This is a genomic window from Streptomyces sp. NBRC 109706 (assembly GCF_000974485.1).
Taxonomy (GTDB): Bacteria; Actinomycetota; Actinomycetes; order Streptomycetales; family Streptomycetaceae; genus Streptomyces.
The window spans coordinates 388,424-411,840 of the sequence record NZ_BBOM01000010.1 but is presented as its reverse complement, the minus strand read 5'-3'; the positions used below and the strand labels follow the sequence as shown (position 1 = coordinate 411,840).

The following is a 23,417-nucleotide window of genomic DNA, read 5'->3' as shown; positions in this document are numbered from 1 at the left end:
CGACGGCTACCCGCCCGATCGCTCGGAGGGCTCCAGCCGGTAGCCGATGCCCCGCACGGTGCGGATGCGCGCCGCCGTGCCGAGCTTGGCGCGCAGCGAGGCCATATGGGTGTCCAGGGAGCGGCTGCTGCCCTCCTGGGTGGAGCGCCAGACCTGGTCCAGGATGTGGTCCCGCTCGACCACCACCCCGACATTGCGGACCAGTATGAGAAAGAGGTCGAACTCCTTGCGGGTCAACGGCAGCGGGCTGCCCCGGTGCGACACCCGGTGCTGGTCCCGGTCGATCACCAGCTCGCCGTGGGCGACGGTGCCGTGCACCGACGGCACGCTCCGCACCACCCGCAGCCGTCGGCTGACGGCCTCGATCCGGGCCAGCAGCTCGGCCACCCCGAACGGCTTGACCAGGTAGTCGTCCGCGCCCGCGCGCAGCCCGCGCACCCGGTGCGTCTCCTCGCTGCGCGCGGTCACCGCGATGATGCCGGTCGACGCGTAGTCGCGCAGCGCCCTGATCACCTCGACGCCGTCCCCGTCGTCCAGGCCCAGATCGACCAGCGCGATATCGAACTCCGAATGGCCGATCGCGCTCACCGCGCCCCGCACCGTGCCGACCCGCTCCACCTCGAACCGCTCGGCCTGCAGGGTCCGGCGCAGCGCGCGCGCCACCTTGTCGTCGTTCTCCACGATGAGGGCGCGCATGTCCCCAGCCTAGATCAGTACGTCCGATGTGTACCGGTCGCGGGCCCCACGGGCCCGCCGCTCCGCCCGGACGCCCGGCCGCCCGGCGCGGCCCCGGAATCGTCGAAGTGCGCCTAGAAAGCCGCATATCGGGAACGCTCGCTCTCAGGGAGGTGGCAACCACCGACACGAACCGAGGTGTGGACATATGCATGGCACAGGGATCATGAACAGGTCGGACGGGGTCGCGCCCCCCGTCGCCAGCGTGGCCGGGACCTCGATGGCCGAGGTACGGAACGCACGCGATCTCACCCGCGCCTTCTGCGCGCGACTGACCCCGGCGCCGCCGCGCGACGCGGTGGACGCCCTGCTGCTGGTCGTCTCCGAGTTGGTCACCAACGCGCTGCGCCATGGCGGCGGGCGCTATCTGCTCGAACTCTCCGCGACCCCGGAGGCGGTGCGGGTCGCGGTCAGCGACGGCGAGCCCCGACCGCCGAAGGCCCGGGGGCCGGACGTGCTGCGCTGCGGAGGCTTCGGCTGGCCGCTGGTGCGCTCCCTCGCCGCCGAGGTGAGCGTCCGCTGCCATCCGAAGGGGAAGACGATCGCCGCCGTTCTGCGGCGCGCTCCGGGCGACGACTGACGCGAACGCCCGCCCCGCCCGGTCAAGGGCGGGGCGGGCGGCGCGGTGACCCTGCGGCGGACTCGGCCGGACTCGGCCGGTCTCAGCCGGGGATGCCGAGGCTGTCGCTCGTGGTGCGGCAGGTGAAGCCCAGCTTGTTGAGCGCCCGGGTCACCTCTCGCGCGGAGAAGTCCCGGCGGTCCTGCTTGGTGATCACCTGGCCGACCTGCATGACCGGGTACTCGCGACGGCCGATGGTCACCGACTCCCCGGTGACGGGCTCGGGCTTGACGCCCTTCATCAGATGCTCGACCTCACTCTTGACCAGGTCGAAGGGAAAGCGGGCGATGATGCAACGCATAGGGCCTCAACTGGGGTGATGGGGACGCCGATCGGCGGTCCCGGGGGAGTGGGGCGAGGAGGGTGAAGGAGGGGACTCTCAGGATTCCGCCCCGGGGGCGCGGCGCGTGCCGCCGCCCCCCTGGCGCGGGGTCGAGCCGGAACGCCGCCCGCCGGGGCGGCGGCCGCGCCGCTGCCCGCCCCCGGGCGCCGAGCCGGAGCCGCGCGCGGCGGCCCCCCGGGCGGTGTTCTTGGCCGCGGGGTTGGCGGTGCTCTTGGCGACGGGCTTGGTGGCGGGCGCCTCCAGGGTCACCGGCACCCCGGAGGGTGCCTGCGCGCCGGTGACGCGCCGCAACTCGTCGCTGCCCGAACGGACATGGGCGACCTGCGGGGTGATACCGGCATGGTCCATCAGCCGGTGGATCTCACGCCGCTGCTCCGGCAGTACCAGCGTCACCACCCGGCCCGAGGCACCGGCGCGCGCGGTCCGGCCGCCCCGGTGCAGATAGTCCTTGTGGTCCCCCGGCGGATCCACGTTGACGACCAGGTCCAGATCGTCCACATGCAGACCGCGGGCCGCCACATTGGTGGCCAGCAGCACGGTGACATGCCCGCTCCGGAACCAGTCCAGGGTGCGGGTGCGCTGTGCCTGCGACTTGCTGCCGTGCAGGGCGGCGGCGCGCACGCCGTTGAGCGCCAGATGCTTGGCGAGCCGGTCGACCGCCCGCCTGGTGTCCAGGAACATGATCACCCGGCCGTCGCGGGCCGCGATCTCGGTGGCCGTCGCCCGCTTGTCGGTGTCCGGGACATACAGCAGATGGTGCTCCATCGTGCTCACCGCGCCGGCCGAGGGATCGACCGAGTGGACCACGGGGTCGCGCAGGAACCGCCGGACCAGCCGGTCCACGTTGCGGTCCAGGGTCGCCGAGAACAGCATCCGTTGGCCGTCCGGGGTCACCTGCGTCATCAGCGCGGTGACCTGCGGCAGAAAGCCCATGTCGGTCATCTGGTCGGCCTCGTCCAGCACCGTGATGGCGACCCGTTCCAGGGTGCAGTCACCCCGGGTGACCAGGTCGTTCAGTCGACCGGGGGTGGCCACCACGATCTCCGCGCCGTCGCGCAGCGCGTTGGTCTGGCGGCGGATGGAGACCCCGCCGATGACGGTCGTCATCCGCAGCCGCAGGGCCCTGGCGTACGGGGTCAGCGCCTCGGTGACCTGCTGGGCCAGCTCGCGGGTGGGGACCAGGACCAGCGCCAGCGGTCGGCGCGGCTCGGCCCGCTGGCCGGCGGTCCGCGCCAGCAGGGCGAGGCCGAAGGCGAGGGTCTTGCCCGATCCGGTGCGCCCCCGGCCCAGCACGTCGCGGCCGGCCAGCGCGTTGGGCAGCGTCGCCGCCTGGATGGGGAACGGTATCGACACCCCTTCGACGCCGAGGGCGGCGAGCAGCGGGGCGGGCAGCTCCAGCTGGTCGAAGGACTCGACGGGGGGAAGCGGGGGAGAGATGGTCTCGGGGAGCGCGAACTCACCGGGCGGAGCGGCGGGACGACGGCTCTTGCCGCCGGAGCCACCACCGGAGCCGCCGCGCGGGCCCTTGCCGCGCTGGGCCGGCGAGCCGAGACCGTCCCGGCGTTTTCCGGCGCCCGGCCCCGTGCGGGGACGGTGACCGGCCTGGACTGAGCGGTTCATGGGGAACCTTCCTCGATGCGGTGCGTATCGAGGAATTCCTGGTGACCCATGTCACCCGAAGAATCGCAAGAACGGACCGGCGGAGAGACGGGGGCGAGGACGGGGAGGCGCGAAGCGGCCCCGTGGTCGCCTGGGAATTCACTGAGCGGGAAGGACAGGAATTCGGGGGAAGCCCGGTCGCTGCCACGGCGCCCGCGGCGCCGGGTGCCCGGGGGTGAAGCACGGTTGGAACGTGCGCGATGTTGGGGAAAACCCGGAGCTGGGGCCCCCGCCTCGAAAGGTGTGGGGCCCCAGCCGATGTGGTACGGGAGGGCTGCTCAGGCAGGAACGATGTTCTCCGCCTGCGGGCCCTTCTGGCCCTGGGTGACGTCGAAGGTCACCTTCTGGCCCTCGTGGAGCTCGCGGAAGCCCTGGGTGGCGATGTTCGAGTAGTGGGCGAAGACGTCGGCGCCGCCACCCTCCTGCTCGATGAAGCCGAAGCCCTTTTCCGCGTTGAACCACTTGACGGTGCCAGTAGCCATGTCTTGCTCTCCTTCTCGGGGCAGTTACGTAACCCACACTGTGTGGATTCCGTGTCGCCGCGATGATTGCCCCGCCCGGTATACAGACCCGGGAAATACAAAGTAATTCTCGCCGTTCTGGTGAATCAGTGAGAGTACTCGAAGTCTTGGGAACCACAACTGCAACTGAGATCGACGGTAGCACGGGGGCGCCGGAGCGGCATCATGGCCTGTTTCCGGGGCGGTGCGATCCGCACGCCGCCCCGACCTCATTTCCCCGTCCGCCGGCTGCGATTCGGCGGGTCGTCCGTCACGTCCGGATTCCCGAAAATGGACTTATCGCGGAACAGCTGCTATGGGATCGATGACGGCCCAGGTCAGGGCGGTGGGCATCCGGCGCCGCCGACCTCCGTCGGGTGGACCGGTGGCGCGGCGCCCGGCCGCCGTGGCCGGCCGGGCGGCAGGGGGGCGCGGCGGGGCGGTGGAGCCCGGGGGCGGCGGCGTCGGAGTCGGGAGGCGCCGGGGGCACATGGGTACAGGGGGTGTACCGGGGGTGAACGGAGGGTCCGCCGAGCGTTGGTCCCGACGGGTGGATGCCATGATGGTGGTACTGATGGTGTGCAAGAGGTGCCTGTGGCAGTTGTGACAGTGCCAGCGTGGAGTTTCCGGTCGGCACGTGAGGTGGGCGTGTTCGTCAACCCCGTAGCGGGAAAGCTGATCGTGGGACCGGGATACCCACGTGTCCTTGTGGGGCGTTAGGGTTACCCTGCCCGGACCGGGTGCCGCTGTACGGGTGGGAGAGTCATGGAGCAGATAACAGCGCACGGCAGGCCGCCACGAGTGCCTGCGATCAACTGCGGGAGCGCCGCCAACAGCGCGCGCCTCGACCGGCATCTGAGTGTGCTCTCCGGTCCCGCGGTGCCGGCGGTGGAGGCCGAGGAGGCCACCACCCTGATGCGTGAGCTGACCAGGCGGGATCACAAGAGCCCGACCAGGACCAACCGCACGGCTCGGGTCCTGCTCTTCGCACCGCTGCGGCGCCTGCGCCGCACGCTGTTCGGCGGGCGCGGCTGATCGTTGTTGCCGCCGGGCCCCGCCCGGCGGCAACACCCACCCTCTCCCCGGTGTGACGGCGCTCCCGGTCCCAGCGCTCCCGTCCTCCACCGTTCGCCCGCACCGTTCCCCCCGCGTCGCACCACGGTTCGCGTTTCCTCGCCGACGAGCTCCCACCCGTGCTCGTCGGCGCACCCGTTTCCCGCCCCGTGGCGCGGGGTCGCCCGCGCTCAGGGCCCGGTTGTCGCCGCGCCCCCGTCGTCCCCCTCGGGGGTGGCCCGCACGGTGACGGCGAAGGAGAACCGGTCCCCCCGGTAGTGCATCAGCGCCACGTCGACGACCCGTTCGCTCTCGTCGTACTCCACCCCCGTGATGTGCAGGATCGGGCTGAGCAGCGGCACTTCGAGCAGGCGGGCGGTGACGGGGTCGGCGAGGCGGGCCTGGGCCGTGTTGTCGATCCGCCGCACCCGCACCCCGGCGACATCCCGCAACACCCTGGTCATGGGCCAGCGTTCCAGCGCGGCCGGGTCGATCCGGTCGGCCACCTCGGGATGGATCAGGTTCTCCACCCAGTTGACCGGCTCCCCGTCCGGCCGGTCGCGGCGCAGCCGGCGGAAGCGCACCACCTCGGCCACCCCGGGGAAGTGCTCGGCGACCTCGGCCGGCACCGGGATCGCCCTCGGGGCGACCTCCAGCAGGGTGCTGTGCTCGCCCGACTGCTGGGCCACGATGCTGTCCAGGGAGCCGAACAGCCGGACCGGCGCCCCGCGTTGGGCCGGTGGCTCGATAAAGGTGCCGCGTCGCCGGTGCCGGCTGATCAGCCCCTCGTCCTCCAGTTCCTTGAGCGCCTGGCGCATGGTCAGCACGCTCACCCCGTAGTGCTCGGCCAGCCGCTCCTCCGTGGGCAGCCGGGAGGGCGAGCCCGGCGGCCGGCCGAGTATCGAGGCGCGTAACGACTGGGACACCTGGTACCACAGGGGGAGCTTGCGGTTGAGCTCAAGGGAGTCGGGGGCGAAGACGGTCACGGGGTTGGCTCCCAGTCGGGTGGATCTGCGGGTGGTCAGGAGTCGGCGGTGCTGTCGCTCTCGGGGAAGTTCCGCCCAAGACCCTGCCACACATCGTCGTAGGCGCGCTGTCGATGGGGCGCGTCCGCGGCCTGTGCCGCGAGGGTCACCGGCCAGCGGGTCTCGAACATGAACGCGAGCCCCTGGTCGATGCGTTCGGGACGGAGCTCCGCCGTGCTCGCCCGGTCGAAGGTGGTCCGATCCGGACCGTGGGCGGACATCATGTTGTGCAGGGAGCCACCCCCCGGGCGGAATCCTTCCGCTTTGGCGTCATAGGCGCCCTCGATCAGCCCCATGTACTCGGTCATCACATTGCGGTGGAAGTACGGCGGCCGGAAGGTGTCCTCGCCCACCAGCCAGCGGGGCGCGAAGACCACGAAGTCGGCGTTGGCCTGCCCGGGGATCTCGGACGGCGAGGTGAGCACGGTGAAGATCGACGGATCGGGGTGGTCATAGCTGATCGAACCCAGCACATTGAACCGTCGAAGGTCGTACAGATACGGAAGATGGTTGCCGTGCCAGGCGACCACGTCCAGCGGGGTGTGGTCCCGTTCGGACGCCCACAGCCGGCCGCAGAACTTGTCGACCACCTCGACGGGGCCGCCGTCCTCCTCGAACGCGGCGGTCGGCGCCAGGAAGTCCCTCGGGTTGGCCAGCCCGTTGGCCCCGATCGGGCCCAACTCCGGGAGGGTGAACGGCTGGCCGTGGTTCTCGCAGACATAGCCCCTGGCCGGCCCGTCCGGCAGCTCGACGCGGAAGCGCACCCCACGGGGGATCAGCGCCACCTGCCCCGGCCCGGCCACCAGCACGCCGAACTCGGTGCGCAGCCGCAGCGTGCCGCGTTCGGGCACCAGCAGCAGCTCGCCGTCCGAGTCGCCGAAGACCCGGTCGGCCATAGAGGTGTTGGCGGCGAAGAGATGGATGGACAGCCCGGTCCGCTGCCGAATGTCGCCGTTGCCGCCGAGGGTCCACAGGCCGGCGACGAAGTCGGTGCCGGCCGGCGGGTCCGGCAGCGGATCCCAGCGCATCCGGTTGGGGTCGGGCTCGACCTCGTCGAACGGGGCGCCGCGCAGCGTGCCGTGGGCGATCCGGCGCAGCGGCGGATGGGCCGCCGATGGGCGGATCCGATACAGCCAGGAGCGCCGGTTGTGCGCCCTCGGCTCGGTGAAGGCGGTGCCGCTGAGCTGTTCCGCGTAGAGCCCCAGCGGCGCGCGCTGGGGGGAGTTGCGCCCCAGCGGCAGCGCGCCCGGCACCGCCTCGCTGCTGTGTTCGTTGCCGAAGCCGGACAGATAGCGCGGCTCGCCGTTCGCCGACTCACCGTCGGTGACCGCTGACCTCCCGGCCGCCTCGTCGCCGTTCATCCCACACTCCCGCCGCTGATTCCTGTGATGATGCTGAGGAATTGACGGTAGAAACCGTAGGAAGGGCGGAGGGGCAAGTCAACGACCCGACGGCGTCCGCCCCAACAACTCGGCCGTCTGCTTGCGGTTGCGGTAGGGGTGCAGCGCCTGGCGCATGTCCCTGAGCGCCTGCTCGGCGTCGCCCGAGCGCAGTCGCTCGCGGCCGTCGAGGAAGTTTCCCCAGGCCACGCACGCCTCGTCGAGGTGCCCCGCCTTCAGCAGGAGTTGGCCGAATCTGGCCTGGGTCAGCGTCCGACCGCGCAGATCGGCCGCCGACCGCTCCAGCGAGGAGCGGCGCAGCGCGCCCAGCGCGCCCGGCAGATCGCCCAGCGCCTCCAGCACCGAAGCCAGCTGGAAGTGCAGCGCCGCCGACGGATAGCTGTCGAACGGCGCGCCGGTGCCGGCCGCGCGCTCGGCGGAGCGCTCCGCCCGGTTGAGCGCCCCCAGGCACTCCCTGCGGTCCCCACCGCGCGCCAGCACCACGGCCAACTGGATCTGCACATAGGCCTGATGGGCTGCCGGCGCGCTCCGCGCCCCCTGCTGCGCCGCCTCGGCGAGCTGGAGCGCCGAGGGCAGATGCCCCAGCCGCTGGGCCTGGGCGCTCATCGCCCGCAGGACAACGCTCCAGGAGGTGCGGTCGCCGGACTCGCCGGCCAACCGTTGGGCATAGCCGTAGTACCGCTGTGCCACGCCGTGGAGCAGCCCGTCCTCGTACATCCGGGCCAGCAGAAAGGCCAGCCGGCTGGCGAGGACCAGGAGTTCGGCCCGGGTCCTGGCCGGCAGCCGGGCGCCGAGCAACGGCACCACGTCGTCGGCGAGATAGGCCGAGAGCGCGCTGCGGGCGTGCCGTCCGCCGTGCGAGTCGATGGAGGCGGCGAAGAACTCCACCGCGTCGTGCAGGGCCTTGGTGTCCTCCGTGCGCTGCCCCAACCCCCTGAGCTGCTGCGCGGTCGGCGGCCCGCCGGGCGCCACCGCGTCGGCGACCCGGTAGGGACGCTGGTGCAGCGGCACCCGGCGGGTGGCGTCCGCGTCCGAGCGGCACAGCGCGGTGAAGCCGGTGACCGGGTCGACGGGGCCGGCCTCGCTCGGGGTGTCGACAAAGCCCGCCGCCTCGGGGGTGATCGCGCGCCCGATGCGACGGGACAACGCCTCGGCGGCCAGCTGGGGAACGGGGTGTCGGGGCTGTGTGCCGGAGAGCCAGTGCGCCACCGCCGTGCGGTCGTAGCGCAGGGCGGAGCCGATCTCGGCACCCAGGATGTTCACGGAACGCGCCAGCGCCTCCTGCGTCCATCCCGCCTCGGTCAACAAGGCGCGCAGTCGGTGGTTCGGCACCTGCCGCTTCGTCATGCCTCAGTGGTCTCACGGTGGGGGCGCGAGTCGCCAGGGCGCACGGAGGCACACGACGCGGGGCGCCTGCCTCCCGATCACACTATCGAGTTGCTTTTCTGGCATTCGGTCACACGCAAGTGGCGTGCGGGGTCAGCGTCGTTGACCGTGAGGGCATGAACGATCCGAACATCTACGCCGCCGTCTTCCCGCCGCCCCGGCACCCCCGAGCCGGCGGCTCGAACCCCGCGGCGCCGGCGGCCAACTCCGTTCCCCGGCCCGGGGCCACCGTCCCTTCGGGCCCCCCACGAGGGCGGCGGACGCGGCGGGGGCTCAGACCAGATAACGGGTGACGGTCTCAGCGACGCAGACCGGCTTCTCCCCGCCCTCCCGCTCCACCGTCACCGCGAGCGTCAACTGCCAGCCGCCCGTGACGGCCTGGGCGTCCAGCACGGAGGCGGTGGCCCGCACCCGGGAGCCCACCGGCACGGGGGCGGGGAACCGGACCCGGTTCAGCCCGTAGTTCACGGCCAACCGCGCCCCCTCCACCCGCAGCACCTCGGGGGTCAGCCGGGGCAACAGGGCCAAAGTCAGATAGCCATGAGCGATCGTGCCCTGAAAGGGACCGGTCGCCGCGCGCTCAGGATCGGTGTGAATCCATTGGTGATCACCGGTGGCGTCGGCGAACTGATCGATCCGTTCCTGATCGATCAGCAGCCAGTCGCTCACGCCGAGGCGCGCGCCCACCGCGTCGGCCAACTCGTCGGGGGAGGCGAAGATCCGTGGTTCAGCCATGCGCCCAGGATACTCGCGAGTAGCACGCGGGCGACCGGCCCGTCAGCCGGCCGACGCCAGCGTCAACAGCGCGGCCAGCGACGCCAGTACCACCACCGAGGCAGCCGCCAGCAGCACGGTGCGCGACCCCACCCGGGCGCCCTCGCCCCGCGCCAACGTCACCATCCGGCGCTGCGCCAACGCCAGGAACGCCGCCCACACCAGGGCGCCGACGGACACCGTCACCCCGCCGACGAGCAGTCCGCCGTCCGCCGTCAGCAGACCGCGCCCGGCCAGCGCCAGCGTCAACACGAAGGCCAGCGTGGTCCGTCGCCAGGCCATCCTGGTCCGCTCCTCCTGCCCGTCCGCCGCCGGCGCCCCGGCCCGGCCTACCTCGGCCACAGCAGGGCCCCGATCACCAGCAGGGCGGTGAGCACCGTACCGAGGGCGAGAAACGCCGGGAAGCGGCTCAACGGAAGATCGTCACCGCGCCTTATCGCCCGCTCCGTCCGCACCCAGTGGTTCACCCCCCGCACCGCGCACAGCGCGCCACCCGCCAGCAACAGCAGCGCCACCACGGTGCGGAAGCCATGGGGGATCTCGGTCAGGAACTGCTGCACAGCGATCCCACCCGCAAGCAGGGCGAGCGCGGTGCGCAACCAGGCCAAAAAGGTTCGCTCATTGGCAAGCGAGAACCGAAAGTCCGGGGTGCGCCCCTCCTCCCGCAGCCGCTGCGGCGAGAACCATCCACGCACCGTGTCGCGCGCTCGTCCGATCATGCCGCCGAGCCTAGGGCGCGCCCCCACCGCTCCCGGGCGATCCCGGCCGGCCCGGCGGTGAGCGTGTGATCGCGGTTGACGAGGCGTCCCGGCCCACCGAGGATCGCTGTCTACCGACTGGGAGGACCGTGGGGATGGCATATGACGCCGACGTGATCGTGATCGGTGCCGGGCTGGCCGGCCTCGTGGCCGCCGCCGAGGTGGCCGACGCCGGCCGCAAGGTCATCGTGCTCGACCAGGAACCCGAGGCGTCGTTGGGCGGCCAGGCGCACTGGTCCTTCGGCGGCCTCTTCCTGGTGAACTCTCCCGAGCAGCGTCGGCTGCGGGTGCGCGACAGCCACGAGTTGGCCTGGCAGGACTGGCTGGGCACGGCCGGCTTCGACCGTCGCGAGGACCACTGGCCCCGCCGCTGGGCCGAGGCCTATGTCGACTTCGCGGCCGGCGAGAAGCGCTCCTGGCTGCGCGCCCAGGGCGTCAGGTTCTTTCCCGCCGTCGGCTGGGCGGAGCGCGGCGGCTATGACGCGGTCGGGCACGGCAACTCGGTGCCGCGCTTCCATGTCACCTGGGGCACCGGGCCGGGCGTGGTCGCCCCGTTCGAACGCCGGGTGCGGCAGGCCGTCGAACGCGGCCTCGTCGACCTGCGGTTCCGCCATCGGGTCAGCGGACTGGCGCGCGGCGAGGGCACCGTGGACACGGTCACCGGCGAAGTCCTGGCCGACGACACCGCCCGCCGGGGCGTGGCCAGCAACCGGGAGGTGGTCGGCGCGTTCGAACTGCGCGCCCAGGCGGTCATCGTCACCTCGGGCGGCATCGGCGGCAACCCGGAACTGGTGCGCGCCGCCTGGCCGCAGCGGCTCGGCCCGCCGCCGGAGCACATGCTCAGCGGGGTGCCCGCCCATGTAGACGGCCGGATGCTGGGCGTCGCCGAACGCGCCGGGGCCCGACTGATCAACCGCGACCGGATGTGGCACTACACCGAGGGCATCACCAACTGGGACCCGATCTGGGCCCGACACGGCATCCGCATCCTCCCCGGCCCCTCCTCGCTCTGGCTGGACGCCACCGGCCAGCGCCTCCCGGTGCCGCTCTTCCCCGGGTTCGACACCCTGGGCACCCTGGAGCACATCCGCCGCACCGGACACGACCACACCTGGTTCGTGCTCACCCAAAAGATCGTCGAGAAGGAGTTCGCGCTCTCCGGGTCCGAACAGAACCCGGACCTCACCGGCAAGAGCGTGCGCCAGGTCCTGGGCCGCGCCCGCTCCGGGGCGCCGGCGCCCGTGCGGGCGTTCCTCGACCGCGGCGCCGACTTCGTCGTGGAGCACGAACTCGGCGCCCTGGTCAGGGGGATGAACGCGGTCGCCGGCGAGAAACTGATCGAGGAGCCGGCGCTGCGCCGCCAGATCGAGGCCCGCGACCGCGAGATCGGCAACAGGTTCACCAAGGACCTGCAGATCACCGCGCTGCGCGGGGCCCGTGGCTATCTCGGCGACCGGCTGATCCGGATCGCCACCCCGCACCGCCTGCTGGACCCCAAGGCCGGGCCGCTGATCGCGGTGCGGCTGCACCTGCTCACCCGGAAGACGTTGGGCGGTCTGGAGACCGACCTCTCCGGCCGGGTGCTCACCGAGGGCGGCGAACCGCTGCCCGGGGTGTACGCGGCGGGCGAGGCGGCCGGCTTCGGCGGCGGGGGCATGCACGGCTACCGCTCCCTGGAGGGCACCTTCCTCGGCGGCTGCATCTTCTCCGGCCGGGCCGCCGGCCGCGCCGCCGCCCAGGCGCTCTGACCTCGGCCCCGATCCGCCGTGCGGCCGCGCGGCCGCACGGCCCGGGGTGCCGGGGCCGGTCCGGCGCGTGGCCGCGCCGCGGGGATCAGCCCGCGTCGCGGCCCGCGCCGCCGCCCGATCCGGCGTCACCCGGCCCCGTGCCACCGGACCCCGAGGTCCGCCGGTCCTTCGACGGGGCGCCGGGGAGGTCGGCCGTGCCCGGGCCGATCCTGATCTCGAAGTCGCCCGCGTACTTCTCGCTGCCGGCGATCACGGCCATCTCGACGACCTCCTCGCCCTTGCGCTCGCGCAGCACCAGCGAGTCCCGCCGCAGATCGCGCATGAACGCGAAGCAGAGCCCGACCATCACCAGGGTGAAGGGAACGGCCGCCAGAATCGTCAGGTTCTGCAGCCCTTCGAGCGCCGGATTCTCCTCGGAGCCCGAATCCCCCTCGCCGCTGCCGACCAGCAGCATGATCGCGGCCACCGCGCCGGTGAGCGCGCCCCAGAAGATCACCACCAGCCGGTGCGGCTCCTGCGAGCCGTTCTGCGACAGGGTGCCCATCACGACGGAGGCCGCGTCGGCGCCCGAGACGAAGAAGATGCCCACCAGGACCATCACCAGCAACGACGTCAGGGTGACGAGCGGATACTCCGCCAGCACCGAGAACAGCTGCCCCTCGGTGGTCGACTCGCCGGCGATGTCGACGCCCTTCTCCTGTTCCCGCATCCCGGTGCCGCCGAAGATGACGAACCAGACCAGACTGACCGCGCTGGGCACCAGAATCACCCCGCCGACGAACTGCCGGATGGTGCGGCCCCGGCTGATCCGGGCGATGAACATGCCGACGAAGGGCGTCCAGGAGATCCACCACGCCCAGTAGAAGACCGTCCAACCGGAGAGCCAACCGGCCACGTCCTCGCCGCCGCTGACATCGGTGCGCGCCGCCATCCGGGGCAGCTGGTCGACGAACGAGCCGACCGAGGTGGGGATCAGATCGAGGATCAGCACGGTAGGCCCGGCGACGAAGACGAACAGCGCCAGCACGGCGGCCAGCACCATGTTGATGTTGGAGAGCCACTGGATGCCCTTGGCCACACCGGAGACGGCGGAGAGCACGAACGCCGCGGTCAGGAAGGCGATGATCGCCACCAGCAGACCGTTGCCGACGTTCTCCATCCAGTCCAGTTCCTCCATGCCGCTGCCGATCTGGAGGGCGCCGAGGCCCAGCGAGGCGGCCGAGCCGAAGAGGGTGGCGACGATGGCCAGGATGTCGATGACCTTGCCGGCGCCGCTGTTGGCGCGCCGGGCGCCGATCAGCGGGGTGAAGACGGCGCTGATGGTCTGTCGGCGTCCGCGCCGGTAGGCGCTGTACGCGATGGCCATGCCGACGACGGCATAGATCGCCCAGGGATGCAGGGTCCAGTGGAAGAGCGTGGTCGCCATGGCGGTGGCCATGGCCTCGCCCGAATCGTCGGGCGACGTTCCGGGGGGAGCGGCGGTGTAGTGGGCGAGCGGCTCCGCCACGCCCCAGAACATCAGCCCGATGCCCATGCCGGCGCTGAACATCATCGCCACCCAGGAAACGGTTCTGAACTCGGGGGACTCGCCCTCCTTGCCCAGGGTGATCCGGCCGTAGCGGCTGATCGCCAGCCACAGCGCGAACACCACGAAACCGGACGCGGCGAGGACGAATCCCCAGCCCGCGTTCTTGATGATGCGGTTCAGCAGATCACTTGAGACGTCGGACAGCGAGTCCGTGGCGACGGCTCCCCAGATGACAAAGGCAAGAGTCGCGGCGGCGGATACGCCGAACACCACGGAATCCGTTCGTGGCTTTTGGAAAGCCGCCCGTACGGGCTCTTCCGACGTCGGTGGGTTCTGGTCGCCTGGCACGCGATTCCGCCTGTCTTTCTTGGTCATTTCCCCGTGGGTGGGCGGGGGCGGTTGTCCGAGGTCCGCACCGCCGTGCGCGAAGGTTATCCAGCCGGTACCTCCTGGCCACGGCGTTCGGTGACGGTGTTTTGGCAAGTCGTCGGCAAGTCGTGGGTAAGTCGTTCGCGGGTGGTTCCCGGGCTTTCGCCGGGCATTCGCGAGTCATCGCAAAAAGTAGCGTGCGAGGCGACGGAAGCCCTTTATTTCGGGGTGGGGGAACGCCTTCTCCGGCTGGTGTGTCCGCGGATGTCGCCCTTGGCGTGGCGGTGTTGCGGCCCGGTGGACGACGCGGCTGCCGACCGACGCCGGCGCCCGGTTCACTCTTCTGCCGGAACACGCGCCGGTCCCCGACCGCCGCCGCCTCCCCCGGACCCGCCCCGCGTCGCTCGCCCATGCCGGCGAGCGTGCCCGGTCGGGGGCAACGGGCGGTAGGAGACCGTTGGTTGATCAGTTCGCGACGCGCAGTGATCAGTGGCGTGAACGGATCGCCAGAAACTGCCGGCTATTGACATGGGCACTTCCATCAACGCGCGTTGCTTGGTACAAACAGTGCCACAGCGACCCCCCATGGAGGTTCCGTGAGACTGACCAGACGCCTGTCCGCCGTTGCCGTGCTCATCTTCGGGATTGTGCTCGGCCTGATCGGCGCGGGGCCGGCGCAGGCCGCGGCTCCCGCCTATGTGGCCCTCGGAGACTCGTACTCCTCGGGCAACGGGGCGGGCAGCTACATCGACTCCACCTGTCACCGCAGCAACAACGCCTACCCGTCCCTCTGGGCCCAGGCGAACAACCCCTCGTCCTTCTCCTTCCAGGCCTGCTCGGGCGCCGTGACCAGCGATGTGACCGGCTCCCAGGTCAACGCGCTCAACTCGTCGACCGGCCTGGTGACCATCACCATCGGCGGTAACGACGCCGGCTTCGCCGACGTGATGACCACCTGCGTGACGAGCAGCGACGCCACCTGCCTGAACCGGATCGCGACCGCTCGCACCTTTGTCAGCAACACCCTGCCGGCCCGGCTGAACACCGTGTACAACGCCATCAAGACCAGGGCGCCCAACGCCCATGTCGTGGTGCTCGGGTACCCGCGCTTCTACACCCAGCCCACCGGGCTGTGCCTGGGCCTGAGCCAGACCAAGCGCACCGCCATCAACCAGGCCGCCGATCTGCTGAACTCCGTGATCTCGGCGCGGGCCTCGGCGCACGGGTTCACCTACGGCAATGTGGCCGCCGCCTTCAACGGACATGAGCTGTGCTCCGGCGACAACTGGCTGCACGATCTGGCGCTGCCGCTCTGGGAGGCGTACCACCCGACCGCTCGGGGCCACGCCAACGGGTACTTCCCGGTGCTCAACGCCAACGACTGACGCCGACCGAGCCGCGGCTGTCTCTCCTCGGGGCGGGTGGTCCGATGCCCAGGCACCGGACCACCCGCCCCCACCGCTGCCGACGCCGGCCGTCGGTCAGGCCGTGCGGAGACGGCTGGGCGCCCGCGCGGCGAAGTCGCCGTTGGTGAGGAGCGGGAACGCGGCCGAGCGGCCCGAGGCGATGATGGCGTACTGGACGACGGGGGCAAGCTTGCGTAACTCCGCCATGGGTGCCCACCGGCACCCCGGCTTGAGCTCGATCGCCTCGGTGGGGATGCCCTCCGTGATCCCGCCGTCCAGGACATAGCTCAACTCCCGTACCGCGCCCCGCTCGTCCGTCTCCAGGCTGAAGGACAGCCCCGAGTCGATCGTCCTCCGGTACCCGGTCCTGGCCGCCAGCACCTCGACGCCGGTCTCCGCGACCGAGGCGCCGGCCGGGACCATCCCGCCCGGCAGCTCCCAGGCGTCGCCGTCGGGGCGCCGGATCATGAGAACGCGCAGGGTGCGCGTGGTGCAGAGAACGTTGACGCGGATCGGCAGCTCATGGTGCAGGGGCATGGATGATCTCTCCGATTCCGTGGGAGACAGACGTTTGCCGTGCTGGACTACCGGACTCAGTATCGGGCTCAACTACATTGTGTAGTAAGGGGATCGCACTCCGCGCTAGCGGGGGTCCGAACGGGTCCCGCCATGGGGACCTCGCCGGTTCACCGTCGGCGCGCCGCCTCGGTCGGCGGCGGGTCGGTGAGCCGGGCGCGCAGCGCGGCCAGGGCCCGGTCGGTGAGCCCGGCGGCGCGCAGCAGCGCGGCGACGTCGAACTCCCGCAGCACGGCCAGGATCTCGGCGCGGGCGGTGGTGCCCCGGGCGCGGAGGAGTGCGCGAATCAACGGAGCCTCATCCTCCCGACCCAGCTGGGCGAAGAGCGGTGGCAGACGTTCCCCGCTCCGCCCGTAGTCGTCCGCGATATCGCCCGGGCGCGCGCCCACCAGGGCGAGCAGCAGGAGTGAGATCAGACCAGTGCGGTCGCGTCCGGAGGCGCAGTGCACCACCACTCCGCCCGGCGGCGCCTCGGCGACGGCCGTGACCGCGCGGGCGCAGCGGTCGGCCTTGGCCCGGAGGAACGGCGCGAAGTACAGCGGTGTGCCGCTGCTGAGCCCCTGCTCGCGCAGGCGTCGCCAGAACGCCGTGTCGGCCGCGTCGTCCAGGGGGACGCTCATCCGCTCGACGCCGGCGGGTGGCACGGGGGCCTCCGCGGTCTCGTCAACCTCGCGCAGGTCCACGACGGTTCGCACCCCGTGCGCGCGCAGTGCCGCCCAGCCGGCGTCGGTGAGGTGGTCGAGCCGGTCGGCCCTGACCACCGCGCCCCGGCGGGTCGTTCCGCCGTCGAGGGTGGGAAGTCCGCCCAGATCGCGGGCGTTGAAGCAGCCCTGCCACGCCAGGTCCCGGTGGGTCACCGCACCGCCGGTGTGGCGGCGGGCAGTTCGAGGCGGGTGATCAGGCGGTCCAGGAGGGTGGCGAGCAGGGCGTCGTCCGGGTCGGTCGGGAGGGTGGTCCAGGCCGTCCGCACCCGGTGGGCCAGCTCCGCCTGGACCGTCACGCCGTGCGGGGTGAGCCCGGCCAACACCCGGCGGCGGTCCAGGGGATCGACCCGGCGGTGCACCAACCCGTCGTCCACCAGCTGGTCCATCAGCCGGGTGAGGCTGGGCGGCGGGAGCAGCATCCGGTCGGCGATGGCCGTCATCCCGTGGCCCTGCCCGTCGGCCAGCAGGGCCAGCACCCGCCAGCCGTCGACCGAGCAGCCCGTCTCGTCCAGCGCCTCGCGCAGCCTGCGGGCCGCCAGCCGTTCCGCCCGGGTGAGCAGGAAGGACAGATCCTCGGGTGTGTCGGCGCTGGGCGCGGGAGTTGAGGGCATCGCACTCCTTGAGGGGCGGTCCTGGTCTCCATGGTACAAACGGCGTCCGCCGGGCCGGGGCGGGCGTCGTCTCGCTGGGTGGGAGCGTCCGGCGGGGTGGGCGCCTCGGGGCCATGATGGGCGGATGGCCCACAGCGACTGGCTGGCCCCCGACGCCGACGCGCTCGGCGTCGCCCTGGTGGTGCCCAGGAGCGGCCCGGCGGGGATCTTCGGCCCGGCCTGCGAGCTGTGCGCGCGGCTGGCCGCCGACGAGGTCAACGCGGACGGCGGGGTGTTGGGGCGCGCGCTGCGGCTGGTGCCGGTCGACGGCGGCGCCCCGCCGGGGCGGGTGGCGGACGAGGTGGCGGCGCTGGTCGGGGCGGGAATCGTGCACGGGGTGACGGGGTGGCATATCTCCTCGGTGCGGCGCGCGGTGGCGCCGCGCATCGCCCAGCGGGTGCCCTATGTGTATACGGCGCTCTACGAGGGCGGGGAGAACACCGAGGGCGTCTTTCTGACCAGCGAGACCCCGGAAGGTCAACTGCGTCCCGCGATGCGGTTGTTCGCCGCCGAGCTGCGGGTGCGGCGCTGGTATGTGGTCGGCAACGACTACATCTGGCCCCGGCGTACCGCGCGGGCCGCCGAACGCTATGCCAGGGCGGACGGCGGCCGGGTCGTCGGCGCCGACTATCTGCCGTTGGGCACCGAGGACTTCGACGCCGCGCTGCGCCGTGTCGAGCGCGCCGAGGCGGACGCCGTCCTGATGCTGCTGGTCGGCAGCGACGCGGTGCGGTTCAACCGGGCGTTCGCCGCCGCGGGTCTTGACCGGCGCAGCCTGCGGCTGAGCACCCTGATGGACGAGAACATGCTGGTGGCCAGCGGGCCGGACGCCACCAGGGGGTTGAGCGCGACGGGTGGTTTCTTCGCGGCGCTGGCCACCGCCGACACGCTCGACTTCCAGGGGCGCTATACCGCCAGGTTCGGTCTGCAGGCGCCGGCGCCCAGCGCGTTGGGGGAGTCGTGCTACGAGGGCGTGTTGTTACTGGCCGCGCTGGTCGGTCGGGCCGGTTCGGTGGCGGTGCCGGCGATCGAGGGGGTGGCGCCCGAGGTGAGCTATCAGGGGGCGCGGGGCGAGCTGCGGCTGAGGGGGCGTCATGTGCGGCAGCGCATCTATCTGGCGCAGGCGGACGGCCTGGACTTCGCCGTCACCGCCGACCTGGACGCCTGGAGCTGAGGCACCGTGATACTTCCGAACGGAAGTATTAACGGTCGTGAAATTCCCGGGTAATAGGGCGAATTGAAGCTGTGGCGTGCCCTCGTCGGGCGGCGTTGCCCGGCGTTTCCCTCATCCTCCCCGTGGTCGTCAGGGGGAAGCTTCCCCGCGTCCACCGGGGAGAAGCCTCCCCCCGTTCCCGGGGACAAGACTCCCCGGAGCCGCCGGGGACAAGGAGGACGAGATGCCCGCCATAGCCCGGGTACGCCACCTGGCCGCGATCGCCGTCGCCGGCGCGACCGCCCTCGCGCTCACCGCCTGCGGAGCCAGAGCGGGCGAGGAGAGCACCAGCGCCGCCGCCACCATCGACACCTCGGGCGACACCGTCAAGGTGGGCCTGCTCAACTCGCTCTCCGGCACCATGGCCATCAGCGAGGTGACGGTCCGCGACGCGCTGCTGCTCGCCATCGACGAGATCAACGCCGACGGCGGCGTGTTGGGCAAGCAGATCGAGCCGATCAGCGAGGACGGCGCCTCCGACTGGCCGACGTTCGCCGAGAAGTCGGAGAAGCTGATCCAACAGGACCAGGTGGCCGCCGTGTTCGGCTGCTGGACCTCGGCCAGCCGCAAGGCCGTGCTGCCGGTCTTCGAGCAGAACGACTCGCTGCTGTTCTATCCGGTGCAGTACGAGGGCCTGGAGCAGTCGCCCAACATCTTCTACACCGGCGCCACCACCAACCAGCAGATCGTGCCGGCCCTCGACTACCTGGTCGAGCAGGGCGTGGAATCGCTCTACCTGGTGGGCAGCGACTATGTCTTCCCGCGCACCGCCAACCGGATCATCCGCGCCTACGCGGAGGAGTACGGCATCGAGATCTCCGGCGAGGACTACGCCCCGCTGGGCTCCACCGAGTTCGCCACCATCGCCAACAAGGTCGAACGCTCCGGCGCCGACGCCGTGTTCAACACGCTCAACGGGGACAGCAATGTCTCCTTCTTCTCGGAGTACGCCGCCACCGGGCTGACCGCCGAGACCATGCCGGTGCTCTCCGTCTCCATCGCCGAGGAGGAGGTCAACAGCATCGGCGCGGAGAACCTGGCCGGCCAGCTGACGTCGTGGAACTACTACCAGACCACCGAGGGCGCGGCCAACGAGGCGTTTGTCGCCGCCTACCAGGAACGTTACGGCGCCGACCGGCCGACGTCCGATCCGATGGAGGCGGCTTACACCTCCGTCCACCTGTGGGCGGCGATGGTCGAGGAGGCCGGCTCCTTCGAGGTGGCCGACGTCCGCGCGGCGGCCGACGGGATCACGTTCGAGGCGCCCGAGGGCACCGTCACGGTGGACGGCGAGACCCAGCACATCCACAAGACCAACCGCATCGGGGAGATCGGCGCCGACGGACTGATCACCGAGGTGTGGAGCAGCGAGGGACCCATCAGGCCCGACCCCTACCTGCGCGCGTACGACTGGGCCGAGGGCCTGTCCTGACCCATGACCGTCATCCTCAGCCAGTCCTTCACCGGCGTCAGTATCGGCGCCGTGCTGCTGCTGATCGCCCTGGGCCTGTCCCTGACCTTCGGTCAGATGGGCGTGATCAACATGGCGCACGGCGAGTTCATCATGGCCGGCGCCTACACCGTCTATGTCGTCCAGCGGTCCGTCGAGGCGCCCGGCACCTCGCTGCTCCTCGCCCTGCCGATCGCCTTCCTGGTCGCCGGCGCCATGGGGGTGCTTCTCGAATGGCTGCTGATCCGGCGCCTCTACACCCGGCCGCTGGACACCCTGCTGGTCACCTGGGGTGTGTCGCTGATGCTGCAGCAGCTCGCCCGCGACATCTTCGGCGCGCCCAACGTCCACACCCAGGCGCCGAGTTGGCTCAGCGGGCGGATCACCCTGATCGGCGGTGAGCATCCGTTGACGCTGGCGCACAGCCGGCTGTTCATCCTGGCGCTGGCGCTGTCCGCCGTGCTGGCGCTGACCCTCACGCTGCGGCTGACCCCGCTGGGGCGGCGGATGCGGGCCGTGGTGCAACACCGCGATCTCGCCGAGGCGTCCGGGATCGCCACCGGTCGGGTGGACCGGATCACGTTCTTCATCGGGTCCGGGCTCGCCGGGCTGGCCGGCGTCGCGTTGACGCTGGTCGGGCCCATCGGGCCGACCATGGGCACCAACATCATCATCGACGCGTTCCTGGTGATCGTGGTCGGCGGCATCAGACAGCTGCGCGGCGCGGTCATCGCGGCCTTCGCGCTGGGCGTGCTGCAGGCCGTGATGGAGTACTCCACCACCGTGAGCCTCGCCCGCGTCGTGGTGCTCGTCGCCATCGTCGCCTTTCTCCAGTGGCGTCCCCAAGGCATCTACACCCTGCGCACCCGGAGCCTGGCATGATCGAGAACCCGAACGGGCGCCTCGCCGCCCGCTGGCGGCTGGCCGCCGGCTACGCGCTGGGCGCGGTGCTGCTGTTCGCCGTCGCCCCCGCCCTGCTCTCCGACTTCCGTCTCGAACAGCTGGCCCGTTACCTCTGCTTCGCGCTGGTCGCCGTCGGCATCTCGCTGGCGTGGGGGCGCGGCGGCATGCTCACCCTGGGCCAGGGCCTGTTCTTCGGCCTGGGCGGCTATGCCATGGCGATGCACCTCAAGCTGGCCGACGCCGGGCCAGGGCAGCTGCCCGACTTCATGCTGCTCTACGGCTCCACGGACCAACTCCCGTGGTGGTGGGAGCCGTTCAGGTCCCCGGTGGTCGCGGTCGCCGCGGTGTTCCTGGTGCCCATGGCGGTCGCCGCGCTGATCGGCTACCTGGTGTTCCGACGCCGCGTCAAGGGCGCCTACTTCGCCATCCTCAGCCAGGCGCTCGCCGCCGCGTTCGCCATCCTGCTGATCGGCCAGCAGGCCACCACCGGCGGCACCAACGGGCTGACCAACTTCCAGGGGTTCTTCGGCTTCGCGCTGCACGATCCGATCAACCGCAGGATGGTGTACTTCATCATCGCCGGCACCCTGCTGGCCACGATGCTCCTCACCCGTCAGCTGTTCCTCAGCCGCTACGGCGAACTGCTGGTCGCCGTCCGGGACTCGGAGGAGCGGGTGCGCTTCCTCGGCTACGATCCGGCCCTGGTCAAGCTGGCCGCCTATGTGGTCTCGGCCGGCATGGCCGGTCTCGCCGGGGCGCTGTTCGTGCCGGCGGTGGGGATCATCTCGCCCGCGCTGATCGGCATCGTGCCCTCCATCCAGTTCCTGATCGGCGCGGCCATCGGCGGCCGGGCCAGTCTGGTGGGCGCCGCCCTGGGCGCCATCGCCGTCGCCTGGGCCCAGACCACCCTCTCCGAGGAGTTCCCCGCCGCCTGGACCTACTTCCAGGCCGGCCTCTTCATCGTGGTGGTGGCCTTCCTGCCCGGCGGACTGATCTCCCTGCGGCAGCTGGTCGCCCGCCGCCGCCCGAGCCCCGTGGGAGGAACCCCATGACCGAGGCGCCCCCGCCGCAACCGCCGAAACCGTCGCGAGCATCCGGCCTGACCATCGACGAACTGCGCGTCTCCTTCGACGGGTTCACCGCCGTGGACGGCGTCAGTCTCACGGTCGGCCCCGGCGACCTGCGGTTTCTGATCGGACCCAACGGAGCCGGCAAGACCACCCTGGTGGACGCCGTCACCGGACTGGCCCGGGCCACCGGCTCGGTGCGGTTCGGCGGCCGGGAGCTGCTGGGCCGGCCCGTCCACCGGATCGCCCGGCTCGGCATCGGCCGCACCTTCCAGACCGCGACCGTCTTCGAACAGCTCACCGTCCTGCAGAACCTCGACATCGCCGCCGGCGCCCGCCGCCGCCCCGGCACCCTGCTGCGGCAGCGCCGCACCGTCCCGCCGGCCGTGGAGGAGGCGCTGACCACCGTCGGCCTGACCGCCCACGCCCACCGCCCCGCCGGCACCCTGGCCCACGGACAGAAGCAGTGGCTGGAGATCGGGATGCTGCTGGTGCAGGACGTCCGACTGCTGCTCCTGGACGAGCCGGTGGCCGGAATGAGCCACGACGAACGGGACGCCACCGGGGAGTTGCTGCGCACCGTGGCCGGCGGCGACCGCACGGTCGTGGTGATCGAACACGATATGGACTTCATGCGCGCCTACGCGGCCAGCGTCACCGTGCTGCACGCCGGGCGGGTGCTCAGCGAGGGAACGGTGGCCGAGGTGCGGGCCGACCCCCGCGTCCAGGAGGTCTATCTGGGCCACCCGCCCGAGGCGTCGTCCACCGAGCCGCCCGCCGACCGGTCGACCACCGCCGTGGCGGCCACCGGAGTCGAGGAGTCGTGATGCTGGAGATCACCGATCTGGTCGCCGGCTACGGCCGAAGCCATGTGCTGCACGGCGTCAGCCTGACCGTGCCGGCGGACGGCGTCGCCGCCGTGCTGGGCCACAACGGCGCCGGCAAGTCCACCCTGCTGCGCGCCGCGCTCGGCCTGCTGCGCCCGGCGGCCGGCCGGGTGCGGTTCGACGGGCGGGACGTGACCCGGCTGCCGGCGCACCGGCGGGTGCGCCTGGGGCTCGCCTATGTGCCGCAGGGACAGCAGAGCTTCCCGCAGCTCACCGCCCTGGAGAACCTGCGGCTGGTCGCCGACGGACGCGGGCGCGGGGGCGCCGAGGCGCTGGACGAGGCACTTGACCTCTTCCCCGCCCTGCGCGAACTCGCCGGCCGCCGCGCCGGGTTGCTCTCCGGCGGCCAGCGGCAGCAACTCGCCATCGCCCGGGCGCTGATCACCCGCCCCCGGCTGCTGCTGCTGGACGAGCCGACCGAGGGCATCCAGCCGTCGGTGGTGGCCGAGATCCAGCGGACCATCCTGGAGCTCGCGGGCCGTGGCGGGCTGTCGGTGCTGCTGGTCGAGCAGCACATCGGCTTCGCGCTGCGCGCCGCCCAGCGCTACCACGTGCTGGAGGCCGGCCGGATCACGTCGTCGGGCGAGGGGGACGAGAACGCCCAGGCCCGGGTGCGGGAGGCGCTCAGCGTCTGACCCCGCGCGGTGCCGGGCGGATCGGACGC

The 23,417-nt window shown here is 71.8% G+C and carries 24 protein-coding genes; 10 read left to right on the top strand and 14 right to left on the bottom strand.

Going from position 1 to position 23,417, the window contains the following annotated elements; genetic code table 11:
- Window positions 1-6: 6 nt before the first annotated feature.
- Complete coding sequence (locus tag AOM46_RS24265) at window positions 7-696, bottom strand: response regulator transcription factor (protein WP_062214952.1); 690 nt, start codon at window positions 694-696, stop codon at window positions 7-9.
- A gap of 187 nt (window positions 697-883) precedes the next feature.
- Between AOM46_RS24265 and AOM46_RS24260 the strand changes: the two genes are divergently transcribed.
- Window positions 884-1,315 carry an ATP-binding protein gene (locus AOM46_RS24260; protein ID WP_078857143.1) on the top strand — a complete coding sequence of 144 codons (432 nt, stop codon included), beginning with the start codon at window positions 884-886 and terminating at the stop codon, window positions 1,313-1,315.
- Between the two features lie 82 nt (window positions 1,316-1,397).
- Here AOM46_RS24260 and AOM46_RS24255 read toward each other — a convergent pair whose 3' ends face one another.
- The 3 genes from AOM46_RS24255 to AOM46_RS24245 form a co-directional block, all read right to left on the bottom strand.
- A complete protein-coding gene (locus AOM46_RS24255; protein WP_062214948.1) occupies window positions 1,398-1,655 on the bottom strand; it encodes an SCO5918 family protein in 258 nt (85 codons plus the stop codon).
- 78 nt (window positions 1,656-1,733) lie between these two features.
- Window positions 1,734-3,317 (bottom strand): DEAD/DEAH box helicase, encoded by a 1,584-nt coding sequence (locus tag AOM46_RS24250; RefSeq protein WP_067226520.1) that lies wholly within the window; start codon window positions 3,315-3,317, stop codon window positions 1,734-1,736.
- 317 nt (window positions 3,318-3,634) lie between these two features.
- Window positions 3,635-3,838, bottom strand: a complete 204-nt coding sequence (locus AOM46_RS24245; protein WP_062214946.1) for a cold-shock protein — start codon at window positions 3,836-3,838, stop codon at window positions 3,635-3,637.
- A 783-nt stretch (window positions 3,839-4,621) separates the two neighbouring features.
- On the opposite strand from AOM46_RS24245, the gene AOM46_RS24240 reads away from it, so the two are divergent.
- On the top strand, window positions 4,622-4,891 hold the full coding sequence (locus AOM46_RS24240; protein WP_062214944.1) for a hypothetical protein: 270 nt from the start codon (window positions 4,622-4,624) through the stop codon (window positions 4,889-4,891).
- A 209-nt stretch (window positions 4,892-5,100) separates the two neighbouring features.
- On the opposite strand, the gene AOM46_RS24235 is transcribed toward AOM46_RS24240, so the two are convergent.
- The 6 genes from AOM46_RS24235 to AOM46_RS24210 form a co-directional block, all read right to left on the bottom strand.
- The gene (locus AOM46_RS24235) at window positions 5,101-5,895 is read right to left on the bottom strand and encodes a GntR family transcriptional regulator (protein ID WP_062214940.1); all 795 of its coding nucleotides are present in this window, start codon (window positions 5,893-5,895) and stop codon (window positions 5,101-5,103) included.
- A gap of 35 nt (window positions 5,896-5,930) precedes the next feature.
- A complete protein-coding gene (hmgA, locus tag AOM46_RS24230) occupies window positions 5,931-7,295 on the bottom strand; it encodes a homogentisate 1,2-dioxygenase (RefSeq protein ID WP_062214938.1) in 1,365 nt (454 codons plus the stop codon).
- 78 nt (window positions 7,296-7,373) lie between these two features.
- Entirely contained in the window at window positions 7,374-8,681 is a 1,308-nt protein-coding gene (locus tag AOM46_RS24225; protein ID WP_062214936.1) for a hypothetical protein, read from the bottom strand.
- Window positions 8,682-8,993: 312 nt separating this feature from the next.
- Entirely contained in the window at window positions 8,994-9,455 is a 462-nt protein-coding gene (locus AOM46_RS24220; RefSeq protein WP_062214934.1) for a MaoC family dehydratase, read from the bottom strand.
- A 42-nt stretch (window positions 9,456-9,497) separates the two neighbouring features.
- A complete protein-coding gene (locus AOM46_RS24215; protein WP_062215236.1) occupies window positions 9,498-9,776 on the bottom strand; it encodes a hypothetical protein in 279 nt (92 codons plus the stop codon).
- Between the two features lie 47 nt (window positions 9,777-9,823).
- Window positions 9,824-10,213, bottom strand: coding sequence for a YidH family protein (locus AOM46_RS24210; RefSeq protein ID WP_062214931.1), 390 nt, complete (start codon window positions 10,211-10,213; stop codon window positions 9,824-9,826).
- Window positions 10,214-10,347: 134 nt separating this feature from the next.
- Here AOM46_RS24210 and AOM46_RS24205 point away from each other — a divergent pair, with 134 nt between their 5' ends.
- A complete protein-coding gene (locus AOM46_RS24205) occupies window positions 10,348-12,000 on the top strand; it encodes an FAD-binding dehydrogenase (protein WP_062214929.1) in 1,653 nt (550 codons plus the stop codon).
- A gap of 85 nt (window positions 12,001-12,085) precedes the next feature.
- On the opposite strand, the gene AOM46_RS24200 is transcribed toward AOM46_RS24205, so the two are convergent.
- Complete coding sequence (locus tag AOM46_RS24200; protein ID WP_078857141.1) at window positions 12,086-13,903, bottom strand: BCCT family transporter; 1,818 nt, start codon at window positions 13,901-13,903, stop codon at window positions 12,086-12,088.
- A gap of 590 nt (window positions 13,904-14,493) precedes the next feature.
- Between AOM46_RS24200 and AOM46_RS24195 the strand changes: the two genes are divergently transcribed.
- Window positions 14,494-15,282 carry an SGNH/GDSL hydrolase family protein gene (locus AOM46_RS24195; RefSeq protein ID WP_234313947.1) on the top strand — a complete coding sequence of 263 codons (789 nt, stop codon included), beginning with the start codon at window positions 14,494-14,496 and terminating at the stop codon, window positions 15,280-15,282.
- A 96-nt stretch (window positions 15,283-15,378) separates the two neighbouring features.
- Here AOM46_RS24195 and AOM46_RS24190 read toward each other — a convergent pair whose 3' ends face one another.
- The 3 genes from AOM46_RS24190 to AOM46_RS24180 form a co-directional block, all read right to left on the bottom strand.
- Window positions 15,379-15,840, bottom strand: a complete 462-nt coding sequence (locus AOM46_RS24190; protein WP_062214927.1) for an NUDIX domain-containing protein — start codon at window positions 15,838-15,840, stop codon at window positions 15,379-15,381.
- Between the two features lie 149 nt (window positions 15,841-15,989).
- Entirely contained in the window at window positions 15,990-16,736 is a 747-nt protein-coding gene (locus AOM46_RS24185; RefSeq protein WP_062214925.1) for a tyrosine-protein phosphatase, read from the bottom strand.
- Window positions 16,733-17,194: a MarR family winged helix-turn-helix transcriptional regulator gene (locus AOM46_RS24180; RefSeq protein ID WP_062214922.1), complete on the bottom strand. Its 462-nt coding sequence runs from the start codon at window positions 17,192-17,194 to the stop codon at window positions 16,733-16,735. The genes AOM46_RS24185 and AOM46_RS24180 overlap by 4 nt, the downstream gene beginning before the upstream one ends.
- Window positions 17,195-17,318: 124 nt before the next feature.
- Here AOM46_RS24180 and AOM46_RS24175 point away from each other — a divergent pair, with 124 nt between their 5' ends.
- From AOM46_RS24175 to urtE, 6 genes are all read left to right on the top strand, one after another.
- Window positions 17,319-18,407 (top strand): substrate-binding domain-containing protein, encoded by a 1,089-nt coding sequence (locus tag AOM46_RS24175; protein WP_062214919.1) that lies wholly within the window; start codon window positions 17,319-17,321, stop codon window positions 18,405-18,407.
- 223 nt (window positions 18,408-18,630) lie between these two features.
- Entirely contained in the window at window positions 18,631-19,878 is a 1,248-nt protein-coding gene (gene urtA / locus AOM46_RS24170; protein ID WP_062214917.1) for an urea ABC transporter substrate-binding protein, read from the top strand.
- 3 nt (window positions 19,879-19,881) lie between these two features.
- Window positions 19,882-20,778: an urea ABC transporter permease subunit UrtB gene (gene urtB / locus AOM46_RS24165; RefSeq protein WP_062214915.1), complete on the top strand. Its 897-nt coding sequence runs from the start codon at window positions 19,882-19,884 to the stop codon at window positions 20,776-20,778.
- On the top strand, window positions 20,775-21,851 hold the full coding sequence (urtC, locus tag AOM46_RS24160) for an urea ABC transporter permease subunit UrtC (RefSeq protein WP_062214913.1): 1,077 nt from the start codon (window positions 20,775-20,777) through the stop codon (window positions 21,849-21,851). Before urtB ends, urtC begins: the two co-directional genes overlap by 4 nt.
- On the top strand, window positions 21,848-22,693 hold the full coding sequence (gene urtD / locus AOM46_RS24155; RefSeq protein ID WP_062214911.1) for an urea ABC transporter ATP-binding protein UrtD: 846 nt from the start codon (window positions 21,848-21,850) through the stop codon (window positions 22,691-22,693). The genes urtC and urtD overlap by 4 nt, the downstream gene beginning before the upstream one ends.
- Complete coding sequence (urtE, locus tag AOM46_RS24150; RefSeq protein ID WP_062214909.1) at window positions 22,693-23,388, top strand: urea ABC transporter ATP-binding subunit UrtE; 696 nt, start codon at window positions 22,693-22,695, stop codon at window positions 23,386-23,388. The genes urtD and urtE overlap by 1 nt, the downstream gene beginning before the upstream one ends.
- Window positions 23,389-23,417: the final 29 nt, after the last annotated feature.